10 protein-coding genes and 1 pseudogene are annotated in these 10,769 nt (G+C 68.4%); 7 read left to right on the plus strand and 4 right to left on the minus strand.

The annotated features are described in order from the left end of the window. Positions 1-611: 611 nt before the first annotated feature. Together ACWDAG_RS46945 and ACWDAG_RS46950 are read left to right on the plus strand one after the other, a co-directional pair. Positions 612-1,049: an ester cyclase gene (locus ACWDAG_RS46945; protein ID WP_450701730.1), complete on the plus strand. Its 438-nt coding sequence runs from the start codon at positions 612-614 to the stop codon at positions 1,047-1,049. Positions 1,050-1,204: 155 nt separating this feature from the next. After that, positions 1,205-1,354, plus strand: coding sequence for a hypothetical protein (locus tag ACWDAG_RS46950; protein ID WP_450701731.1), 150 nt, complete (start codon positions 1,205-1,207; stop codon positions 1,352-1,354). Between the two features lie 81 nt (positions 1,355-1,435). Here the strand turns inward: ACWDAG_RS46950 and ACWDAG_RS46955 are convergent, their stop codons facing one another. Continuing rightward, entirely contained in the window at positions 1,436-2,203 is a 768-nt protein-coding gene (locus tag ACWDAG_RS46955) for an alpha/beta fold hydrolase (protein ID WP_450701732.1), read from the minus strand. 102 nt (positions 2,204-2,305) lie between these two features. On the opposite strand from ACWDAG_RS46955, the pseudogene ACWDAG_RS46960 reads away from it, so the two are divergent. Then, positions 2,306-2,500, plus strand: a pseudogene (locus ACWDAG_RS46960) (S1 RNA-binding domain-containing protein); the annotation flags it as partial. Between the two features lie 424 nt (positions 2,501-2,924). Here the strand turns inward: ACWDAG_RS46960 and ACWDAG_RS46965 are convergent. After that, a complete protein-coding gene (locus tag ACWDAG_RS46965; RefSeq protein WP_450701733.1) occupies positions 2,925-3,839 on the minus strand; it encodes an alpha/beta hydrolase in 915 nt (304 codons plus the stop codon). Between the two features lie 247 nt (positions 3,840-4,086). Here ACWDAG_RS46965 and ACWDAG_RS46970 point away from each other — a divergent pair, with 247 nt between their 5' ends. The 3 genes from ACWDAG_RS46970 (at position 4,087) to ACWDAG_RS46980 (ending at position 6,965) form a co-directional block, all read left to right on the plus strand. Next, positions 4,087-5,103, plus strand: a complete 1,017-nt coding sequence (locus ACWDAG_RS46970) for an Lrp/AsnC family transcriptional regulator (RefSeq protein ID WP_450701734.1) — start codon at positions 4,087-4,089, stop codon at positions 5,101-5,103. Positions 5,104-5,854: 751 nt separating this feature from the next. Continuing rightward, on the plus strand, positions 5,855-6,196 hold the full coding sequence (locus ACWDAG_RS46975; RefSeq protein ID WP_450701735.1) for a hypothetical protein: 342 nt from the start codon (positions 5,855-5,857) through the stop codon (positions 6,194-6,196). 70 nt (positions 6,197-6,266) lie between these two features. Next, positions 6,267-6,965, plus strand: coding sequence for a Clp protease N-terminal domain-containing protein (locus ACWDAG_RS46980; RefSeq protein WP_450701736.1), 699 nt, complete (start codon positions 6,267-6,269; stop codon positions 6,963-6,965). Positions 6,966-7,193: 228 nt separating this feature from the next. Here the strand turns inward: ACWDAG_RS46980 and ACWDAG_RS46985 are convergent, their stop codons facing one another. Next, positions 7,194-7,553 (minus strand): hypothetical protein, encoded by a 360-nt coding sequence (locus ACWDAG_RS46985; protein ID WP_450701737.1) that lies wholly within the window; start codon positions 7,551-7,553, stop codon positions 7,194-7,196. After that, the gene (locus tag ACWDAG_RS46990) at positions 7,546-8,034 is read right to left on the minus strand and encodes a hypothetical protein (RefSeq protein WP_450701738.1); all 489 of its coding nucleotides are present in this window, start codon (positions 8,032-8,034) and stop codon (positions 7,546-7,548) included. Before ACWDAG_RS46990 ends, ACWDAG_RS46985 begins: the two co-directional genes overlap by 8 nt. Before the next feature lie 466 nt (positions 8,035-8,500). Between ACWDAG_RS46990 and ACWDAG_RS46995 the strand changes: the two genes are divergently transcribed. After that, positions 8,501-10,769: nSTAND1 domain-containing NTPase (locus tag ACWDAG_RS46995; protein WP_450701739.1), on the plus strand; the 2,269-nt coding region annotated here is incomplete at its 3' end.

The raw sequence follows: 10,769 nt of genomic DNA on the forward strand, positions 1-10,769 counted from the left end.
GGTGCAAGCCGGGCCCATTGGCCGTTCGTCAGATCACCACGTCCCACAGGACGTGATCATCCACGATCAAGATCCACTTTCACAACAGACCCTAGGTCCGGACAGGTCTGGCCCCGGATTGTCCGGACTCATCGCATTGCCGGCGCAGTCTATTTGGGTGCGATATACGTAATCGCGATCATCACCACACTCGGCGGCGCCGCCGGAGCCGTCGGCCCCTGATTCGGCATCGTCCTCATCGCCGGGGGCGCGATCGCGGGATTCTCTTCGTACACCCGGCGGCGCCGCAGTCACTGAAGGGTGACGTTCACAGCCGGTCCGCGCTCGCGAATGTCCCGGATCGCCTCGACCCTCGCTTTGGCGGGCACCTGGTCCGCCACCGCGGAACGGCGTAGCAGATCGGCCGCGACCTGGGCGGCCACCCGGTCGTCGGCCCCCAGTGGCCATGGGCTGCTCCTCCTGCGTGGTCCGGTGGGGACCGTCGAATGCCTGTCCGGGCAGGATAGGCGGGCCGGGCGCGTGGACGGGTTGCGGTCGGGTGCTGCGGTGGGCCTCGGCGGGGCTCCGGTGGGACGATGGGATGGGTGATCCTTCGGCTCGGGAGGTGAATCATGGGGCAGGCACGTGAGGTCATGGACCGGCTCACGGAGGCGGTCACCACGCACGCGGATCCGAAGACCATCGGTGAACTCTACGCAGCGGATGCGGTCGCGTTCACCCCTGACGGAGGGGAGATCCACGGGCGCGACAACATCGCCGAGTACTGGCGGCAGATGACGGAAGCGATCCCGGAGGGGTCGTACGAGTCGGTGCACTCGTACGAGATAGGGAACACGGCGATAGACGAGGGGTTCTTCAGCGGCCGGAACACCGGGCCGATCCAACTGCCCTCGGGGGACACGCTGCCTCCGACGCAGAAGGAGGTCAGGATCCGCGGGGTGGACCTGGCCACCGTCGACGCGGAGGGGCGGATCGCGGACTACCGGCTGTACTTCGACGAGATGGAGTTCCTGGGGCAGCTGGGGCTGCTGCCCGACGAGCCGTCCTGAGGGCGGTTCATCGGCCCCTCGGCGCCCACATGATCACGGCCATGCCGGCCAGGCAGATCAGTGCGCCGGTCAAGGGAACGAGTGCTACGTCTGGAGAGGCCGCGTCACACGATCTCTGCGCGGCACAGACGATGCGGGGCGAAGAGGAGCGGGGCATGGCGGGGAACGTGCGGGAGCGGCTGCTCGAGGAGCTGGCCGGTGCCTCGCGTCGATGCATGCCCTGGCACCGTGATCCCCGCGTCGCCCATCTCTCCCACCTCGCACGCAAGGCCATCGCCCTCAGCACGACCGGTGCCGTCGCCTGACCGCCTTCGTCTCAGGAGGTGTTTTTGATCGGGTGCAGTTCCTTTGAAAGGAAGTCCGAAGCGGCCAGGAGTCCCGAACTGTCACTCTGGGGTGCTGACCTGGCCTGCTGACGCCGGGGCTAGGAGCTCGACGAGGAGTGCGCCGAACTCCTCGGGCGCTTCAAGCATCACCATGTGGCCCGTGCGGGGAAGCTCGGTGTAACTGGCTGCGGCGGACAGAGCCCAGGCAGGCACGTCCCACCCCTCGCGTGAGCGGGCCCCGGCGACCAGATGGACCGGGACGCGCTCGAACACGTCCCGCAGCAACTGCTGGTAGTCAGGTCCAGCGGTGTACTCGACGACAGTGCGAGCCATGGCGTGGATGGTCGAAGCGGGCTGATAGGCCAGGTCTTGTGTCGCAGAGCGGAGGTGCTCCCTGGTCGGTTCGATGCCTGCGGCACGCAGCCAACGCCCGGGATCGGCACGGTCGGCCTGCACGATCTGCTCCACCTCGGCGGCTGTCTTGGCGGCCAGTTGTTGCGACCAGAAAGCGTCCGCGAGACTGAAGTTGCCCTCGACGCTGACCAGCGATGCGGTCCGTTCCGGGAACCGGTGGGCGAATGCGGCGGCGATCACGCCGCCGACCGAATGCCCGATCAGATGGACGCGACCGCCCGGCAGCTGCTGGTCAATGGCCGCACGCAGGTGTTCCACCTGTGCATCGATGGTGATAATGCCGGGCTCGGCCCGGGCATCGGCCCCGTAGCCGTGCAGGTCAGGGCAGAAGGTAGGGGCCGGGTGGAGCGGCGCGAGGGCGCGTGGGTGGGCGAATGAGCCGATCAGACCATGAATGAAGATCACTGGCAGCACGGGATGTGAGCTTCCCACGGGCTGCCGGGGATCGTCTACCACGGCCTGTCCGGCTGGAGCGACAGTGTTCGTGGTGCTGGACGACGGCCCCGACCACCCGGTCTTCCCCGGCGCCCCGACCACCCGGTCTTCCCCGGCGTCGGGTTCATCACGATCCCCGAACTGTCCTGGCGGCGCATCGAAGCCGCCTTCGACGTTGTGCAGGTCGGACAGCGCGTGTCAGCAGGGTTCCTTCAGTTCGACACATGGAACCTGGAGGCCAGACTGTCCTTGCGGGCGACGCAGCCGGACCCCTTCCAAGCCCTCAGGCGAGCGTTCCTGAGCGCCTGAACGCCCGCTTGGCACAAGGGAAGCACCACCCCGACCCGGTGAACCTATGCGGTCGGAGCACTAGCCCGGGGCGACATCCAGCTCGCGACGCATCGCTTCGCGGAGGGCCCGGGCGGTAGTCTCGCGGACCGCACGCTTCGCCCTGTACTTCTCGGTCTCCGAAGTGGCTCCTGGATGGCCGTGCATCGAGTTGTCGTATGTGGACGCGGTGCACGAACGTCGTCGTCGTCCGATGCGGGACTGTGCGACGGGCCGGTTCGAGGATGTCGCTCCGGTACGCACGTTTCGCCGGTCGCGCGGTGGGCGTCACCTCCCGGCCTGATACTGGGCGACGACCGGGCGGCAGGTCGGCTTCGAGTCGTGGTTGGTCGATGGAACGGGTGCTTCTGCCTCACCTGGGATCGCGGGGATCCAGATGCTTCTCTAGGAAGGAGATCTCCGCTGCGACGGCCTGTTCGTGCGACTCGAGGAACGGGGCGTAATGGCGGCCCGCCAGGTGAACCACCTCGGACTGAGGTGCGTTCCGGGCCGCCCGGACGGCGGGGTCGGTGAGCACGCTCTGGTCCTGGTCGCATACGACGACCAGCAGGGGGCAGCGGATTCGGGAGGCATGACGGCCGGGCCGGTACCCGCCGATCTGGAGGGCGATCCGTGCGGCGACCGTCTGCTCCCAGTTCGCGTGGCGGCGGTCGGGATCGAGGGCCCGGTCGCCGTCCATGGCATCGGGCGTAGTGAGCGAGGCGACCGCGCCGCGCGGTCCTGCGGTCGGGACCAGCAGCGGCGGCCGTCCGGCGATGCTCCCGAGCGCGTCCGCAACGCCCCGGCCGAATAGACGTAGCGCTGCGAGGGGTGTCATGGAGCGCAGCGCGTGGGGAGCGACTGCGGGGCCGTCGACCAGCGGGGTCTGTGCGATCGCGCAGGCCAGTCGCGGGTGGTCGGCCGCGACACGGAAGACGTGGCCGCCCGCGAGCGAGAAGCCCCAGACCGAGACCTTGTCCGGGTCGACGTCCGGCAGACCGGTCGCGCACTCGATCGCGGCGTGCCAGTCGGCGACCTGCTCGTCGAAGCGGACGATCTGGCGCGGCGCGCCTCCGCTCTCCCCGAACCGTCGGTGATCGAAGGCCAGGACCGCGAAACCGGCGTCGTTGAACCGCGCGGCGAACAGGTCCGAGGCCGGCTCCTTCGTCACCGAGGTTCCGCCGGCCATGATCACGCAGCCGCCGTTGGACCCTGGATAGTGCCAGGCGGCACACGAGGTGTCACCGCTGGCGAAGCGTACTTTCTCCCGTTGCTTGAACGCGGGCACATGGACCTCCGTGGTGAATCGTCGTTTTCGGGCGGCGGGGGCTCTGGCCCAGCAGGGGCCGATAGTCAGCCGATCAGGCCGGGGAACCGGATGCGCGGGTCGAGGATCATCGGGTGCTCGTTCCGTGGCTCGGGTCCGCCGACGCTGACGCGTGCCAGGCACGGGGCGGAGTGGATGCCATCCATGCTTGGGGCGCAGTCCCCGGGACGGGCTCCGTACGGCGGCGGAATGAGCGAAACTTTCCTCTATGGCGCGCGCATCGGCGGATTCCGTACTGAGCCTCATGGATCAGCGGCTGGTGGCGGTGCTGCAGTGGGACGGCCGCGTCACCGCGGAGCGGGCGGCCCATGTGCTGGGTCTCAGCCCCGCCACCGTGCGCCGCCGCCTGCAGGCGCTCGGCGCCGACGGCACCGTGCGCGTGGTGATCTCACCGGTCGCGCGACCGCGGGGCGGTGGCGCGGCCGGGGCCCTGTTCCTGCGCATACGGGTCCTGCGGGGAAAGCTCGACACGATCGTGGCCGCGCTCGCGGCCCGCGAGGACATCCCGTTCATCGACGTCACCACCGCGGGGGACGAGATCTTCGCGGTTGCCCGCACCGAGCCGGGTTCACGCGACCCGTTGGTCTTCCGTCAACTGCCCGCCACTCAGGCGGTGATGTCTCTGGAGAGCGCCACGATCCTGCACGTCTTCCGGCTCACCTCCGAGTGGCGTCACCAGGTGCTGACCGCGCCCGAACGCGCGGAGCTGAGACCAGCCGAGCCGGTCCCTGGGGCGACCGCTTCGAGTTCTTCGGGCCTGTACGGCGTCGACACCGATGCCCTGGAACAGTCCCTCATCGACGCCCTCACCCGCGACGCGCGCCTGACTGCGGCGGCGCTGGCCGCCCGAACGGGCCACCCGGAGAGCACGGTGCGCCGCCGCCTCGCCCAACTGGCCGCCCAGGGCCGTCTGATCACCCAGGTCCTGGTCGATCCGCGCCGTCTCGGGCTGCCCATCGAGGCCAAGCTCCTGCTGCACGTGGCCCCCGACCATCTGGCCGCTGCCGGGAAGGCGCTGGCCGATCACCCCTCGGTGCACGGTGCGTTCGCGACGTCGGGACCTTCGAACCTGCACGCGGCCGCGTACTTCCCGGACCTGACGGCCCTCTACGGCTTCCTCTCCCGCGACCTGGTCGGCCTGGGTATCACCCATGTTGAGACGGCCATCGTCAGCCGCGCCGCCAAACGCACTCCCGCGCCGGTCCAGCCGGCACCAGGTGGCTAGATCCGGGTGAACGCCGTGTCGAAGAGTTGCAGCTGACAACCGCGGAACGTAACCGCTACTCGTGATCATCAGAGTTTGCTCGGACGGTGCTGAAGGTCACGCGGAATTGCTCAGAAACTGCGGATCGGAGGAGGGCCGCAGCACGCGATGCGGCAGGCCCGGGACTTGCGGCCTGTCTCAACGAACCGAGTCCACGCCTCTCACCCAATCCAGTCCACGCAGGTCAGCGGCGCCCGAACGACTAATGTCGCTGAGACAGGACAACGGTGCCCGCATGGGTTGTTGTCCGCGGACAACAACCCATGCGAATGGCGCCACGTCCCACGATCGGGCGATGAAGCTCGGGGCGATGAGCTGCGTCCGCTTACGCTGCGATCGGCGGCCGCGCTTGGGCCGTGTTCCCCGGGATGCTCTCGGCTCATCGAGCCTCCTGCAGCGGGGAGCGAAGGAGTCCAGCTTCACACCGCGGCCTCACACGTAGCAGACACTCGGGAACGGCTCGATCGCCGTACCGGCGGGCCGAACGGTACGGGGAACAGGACCTCCCGATGCGCCGTCACCGGATCAGCCGACTCGCCGACCGACGTCGCCTCTGCACGAACGAGATGTACGACCAGGCCCGGTCCCAACTACGCGCCGGCCAGCCGCCAATCCCCGCGGCGACAGGAGAACAGCTCCGCTTCGAGGCTGACCTCTTCTACGAGTCGACTGCCGTTGCGATTTCACTGCTTACCCCTTCGGGATCCGCCGAGTGCGCCTCCGCGTCGACTGCATCGAGCTGGAGGTGGAGAGCGAGCAGCGTGAGCACGAGATCCTCCGCAGGATCCTCCCTTCGTACGAGCGCGACGGCGAAGTCCATGGCATGCCCGGCCTGCGGATCTGGCAGCGAACGGACAACGGCATCGAGATCCACCAGGGCGGCCGGGCGACGTCGGCTCGGCTGACCGGCCTGCCCGCCAGCGCCTGGAAGCGGGTGGAGGCGCAGGCGCTCGACGTCCGCACCGGACTTGACTGGCGACCGTTGTGGAAGGCCTCCGGCCGGTGGTCGGAGGAAGAGCCGCGAAGTACCTCACCTCAACTGAGTCACACCTGACCTACGTGGCTCGCCCGAGGTGAGGCAAGTACGCCTTGACAATTCCAAATTGTCAAGGCGTACTTGCCTCATGGCTCTTCCAGACCTGGACGATCTCATCGCGGAAGTCGACCGGAGATGCGACACCGCACACCGGCCCGGCGGCCAAGAACAGCCCGACTGGCTCGCCCTGCTGACCGTTGCCGCCCAACTCGCAGGCCAGATGCAGGCGCTGGCGGACGACCTGGTCGAGGACTACGTCGAGCACTGCCGGATGCACGGCTCCTCGTGGACCGACATCGGCGCTGCCCTGGGCGTGACCCGGCAAGCGGTCCAGCAGCGCTTCCACGTACCGCACAAGCGCTACAGCCCCGAGACGATGACCGACGATCTCCGCCAGGCGATGACCCACGTCAAGCAGGCGGCAGTCCAGCACCGCAACAACTACATCGGCACCGAGCACCTGCTCTGGGGACTGACCGCGCAGGACAACAGCGCCACCCGGCTTCTGCAGGCCGCCGATGTCTCACCGGAGACCGTCCACCAGTCGGTCGGCACCCGGCTGAGCATGGGCGCCTCCCAGGCAGCCGAGCGCATCGCATGGACGCCCTACTCCCGCAAGGCCATCGCCATCGCCGAGACACGATCCGAGCAGAACGGCTCCGACCGCATCGACTGCGACGACCTGCTGATCGGACTCGCCCAGGTCGGCCGCGGAGTCGCCGCCGACGTCCTGACCGAGGCGGGTTTCGACCCCGCCGCCCTCGACGCCACACCTGCCGACGTCTGAGCTCATCACGGCCCTGGCGACCACTACCCGACGGACTGCCCAAGCACGGCCCCCTGCTCGGACTTGAGTGAGACACATCGCCGAGTCCCGTCTCACTCAGGTCCGGGCACCGCAGGTCAGCACAACACGATGCCCGGACTTATCTGATACAGGACACCGGCGCGTTCGGTGCGCACCGCGAGGGATATGCCGCGCGGGTCCGCTCCAAGTGCTCGGTGCGCATCGTCTTCAGGGTGTCGACGATGCCCTCGCCCTCCCGCCGCAGGACGTTCTCGGTGAACCGGATGATGGTGTTCGCGCCGCCCAGATGGCACTGGGGACGCACTCACGCGTCCACTCCTCCAGCGCGGCCAGCAGAACGCCCCCGACCTCGTCGAGGGCGAAGGAGTCCGCGCACGGATCGGCATCGGCCGCCAGGTCCGTGACGGGAAGGACGATGTCCTCGGCCAGTGGCAACAAGAGGTAGGTCTGCGCCGGAACGGCCCTCGTTCGATCGACGCCGGTCGCAAGGGCGTGCTCGCTGTCGCCCTGTATCGCCAGCACGTACTCGAAAGTGAGCTCGTGTTCGGCGAGGACCCAGTCACCCAACGGTGCACCAGCGGCGGTCCTTCCACCCTCCTTCTGTGCTGCAGTTGTCGAACTTCCGGTAGAAACGGTGCCACGTCTCGTCAACAGCGCCCCGGACATTGATCTCCAGAGTTTGGTGGGGCTTGAACCACCAGTGCTCTTGGATGCCGCACAACTGCGATCCGCCATCGAGCCAGAAGTTTGGGGTGTGTACGAACTGGTCGTGCTGATTCCATCCGCCGACGTTCGCCATGTCGTACTTGCCGGAGTTGTTAGGTCCGCAGACACCAGCCATGTAGTTCCGCTCAGCGGCCGCGCTGGTGGCAGACGCCTGGGCCATCGGAGCTGCCAGAGCTCCAATCCTGAGAGCGGTGCGCTGCTGGACCGTCGGGCCGGCCGTGGGGTGAGCGGCGGTGGCCGCCTGGGCGGGGGCCACCACCGCGAGACCTCCGGCAAGTGCGGCTGCCGCAGCGTACAGAGTGGCCCGCTTGCGTGTGTTCATGTTTCGTCCCTCTCCTTGTTGATGAGGTGTCTGGACACCGAGCGCGCAGGACGACCATCTGGCTCGGCGTTCTTTCCAGTGCGGGGCGCCGTCGCCCACCCCCGTGAGGCGACGGCGGCTTCTCCGCACCGGCGCCGCTGCAGGGCGGCACATCACCGAGTTCAGCGGTTCCGGAATTGAATGGGCAGCCGGTTTTGCAACCCTGATCAATGGCTGCACCGCAGGTCACGGGCAGCGCATTGCGGCGCTGACAAAAGAAGGCGCCTCGGGTTTGCCCTCCAGTCACGGGCGTGCGTAGCGTGACGGGCTATCGCGCCGCGTCCACGGGGGAGGCGGCCGAAAGGTGGGGGTGCTGTCAATGCCGGGGCGTCCGGAAAGCCCACTCGATCCGAGTCAAGGGCCGGTGCAGCGTTTCGCTGCCGAGTTACGGAAGCTGCGGGCGGGGGCCGGGAGTCCGACGTACCGGATGATGGCGCAGCGCGCCGGTCAGGGGGCGAGCACGCTGTCGCAGGCGGCTGGCGGGGAGCGGCTGCCGACCTTGCCGGTTCTACTGGCCTACGTGAAGGCGTGCGACGGCGATGTGGCCGAGTGGGAGGCACGCTGGCGTCAGGCGACCGAGGAGGAGGCTGCCGAACCCCGGGGCGAGGATGAAGTGGCCGACCCGCCCTACCGGGGCCTGGCCCGTTTCGAACCCGCCGATGCAGATCTCTTCTACGGCCGTGACGAACTCTCAGAGCGTCTGTTCCAGCAGGCCTGCCTCGGCCGGTTCACCGCAGTGTTCGGCCCGTCGGGCAGCGGAAAGTCCTCCCTGTTGCGCGCCGGGCTCATCCCCCGCTTGAGCCGCCCCGACACCACGGCGCCCCAGCCGGCCGCCCTGCGCGTGCTGACGCCCGGCGAGCACCCGCTCCGTCACCCCCAGCGCCTGCTGCCCGCTGACGGGAATGGCGACACCTGGCTGATCGTGGACCAGTTCGAAGAGCTGTACACCCTCTGCACTGACTCCGCTGAACGCGACCAGTTCATCGACCGCCTGCTGGCCGCCACCGACCCGGCAAGTCGGCTGCGCGTGGTGATCGCGGTCCGCGCGGACTTCCTCGGCCGCTGCGCTGCACATCCGCGGCTGACCGCCGCGCTGCAGGACGCAACGGTACTGGCCGGCCCGATGAGCCGGGACGAACTGCGCGAGGCCATCGTCCAACCCGCCCAGACGGCCAGGCTGATCGTCGAGCGCGCCCTGACGACGCGCATCCTCGACGAGGTGCAAGACGAACCGGGCGCGCTGCCGCTCATGTCACACGCCTTGCTGGAGACCTGGCGACGCCGCAAGGCACGCACCCTCACCCTCCACGCATATGAAGCCGCCGGCGGCCTGCGCGGCGCGATCGCCCTCACCGCCGAGGACGCCTACAGCCGTCTCACCCCCATCCAGGCCGACCTCGCCCGCCGGATCCTGCTGCGCCTGATCACACCAGGTGAGGGAACCCCCGACACCCGGCGCCCCACCCCTCGCACTGAGCTCGACTTCGGTGACCCCGACGACACGGGCGCAGTCCTCGAACGCCTCGCCCGCGCCCGCTTGCTCACGCTCGACCACAACACCGTCGACCTCGCCCACGAAGCCCTGATCACCGCCTGGCCCCGGCTGCGGCAATGGATCGACGACGCCCGCGAGCGGCTACGCCTTCACCGCCAACTCACCGAAGCCGCACGGACCTGGGACGACCTCAACCGTGACCCCGGCGCGCTGTATCGAGGCACCCGGCTCACCACAGCCGAAGAGGCCTTTCTTCCTGCAGACGGCGAAAGCGACCTCACGTCTGTGGAACGCGACTTCCTCACCTGCAGCGCCACGGCGCATCGTCGTGAAGAAGAAGCAGCCGGACGCACTACCCGGCGATTGCGCCAGTTCACCGTGACCTTGTCGATTCTGCTGGTACTCGTCCTTACCGCTGGGCTAATCGCCTGGCAGCAGTACGGGGCCAGCGAACAGCAGCGACACCAAGCGCTTACCGCACAACGGGTTGCACTCTCTCGCCAGCTCGCCGCACAGTCGGACGGCCTGGTCAAAACCAACCCTGACTTGGCCTCGCTCCTGGCGGCCCAGGCTTACCGGACCAGTCCAACGAGGGAAGCCACCACCAGCCTCTTCGCTGCCGCAGCACTCCCACTCCAGCACCGCCTGATCGGGCACACCGATTTCGTGGAATCGGTGGCGTTCAGCCCGGTCGGTCAGACCCTCGCCAGCGGCGGGGCCGATGGGAAGATCAGGCTGTGGGATACGGCGACCGGCAAGCTGCGCACCACCTTGGACGGGCACACCGACATTGTGGAGTCGGTGGCGTTCAGCCCGGACGGCCGTACGCTCGCCAGCGACAGCGACAGGACAATCCGGCTGTGGGACACGGATACCGGCAAGCTGCGCACTACCCTCTTCGGGCACAGCGACGGCGTGGGATCGGTGGCGTTCAGCCCGGTCGGTCAGACCCTCGCCAGCGGCGGGGCCGATGGGAAGATCAGGCTGTGGGATACGGCGACCGGCAAGCTGCGCACCACCTTGGACGGGCACAGCGACATCGTGGAGTCGGTGGCGTTCAGCCCGGACGGCCGCACCCTCGCCAGCGATAGCGACAGGACAATCCGGCTGTGGGATACGGCGACCGGCAAGCTGCGCACCACCTTGGACGGGCACAGCGACATCGTGGAGTCGGTGGCGTTCAGCCCGGACGGCCGCACCA

This window comes from Streptomyces sp. NPDC001157 (assembly GCF_053598255.1).

What these genes read in the sequence shown, in the direction of transcription:
- ACWDAG_RS46945 (WP_450701730.1), top strand. Translation starts at nt 612, where the DNA reads ATGGGGCAGGCACGTGAGGTCATGGACCGGCTCACGGAGGCGGTCACC.
- ACWDAG_RS46950 (WP_450701731.1), top strand. Translation starts at nt 1,205, where the DNA reads ATGGCGGGGAACGTGCGGGAGCGGCTGCTCGAGGAGCTGGCCGGTGCC.
- ACWDAG_RS46970 (WP_450701734.1), top strand. Translation starts at nt 4,087, where the DNA reads ATGGCGCGCGCATCGGCGGATTCCGTACTGAGCCTCATGGATCAGCGG.
- ACWDAG_RS46980 (WP_450701736.1), top strand. Translation starts at nt 6,267, where the DNA reads ATGGCTCTTCCAGACCTGGACGATCTCATCGCGGAAGTCGACCGGAGA.
- ACWDAG_RS46990 (WP_450701738.1), bottom strand. Translation starts at nt 8,034, where the DNA reads ATGAACACACGCAAGCGGGCCACTCTGTACGCTGCGGCAGCCGCACTT.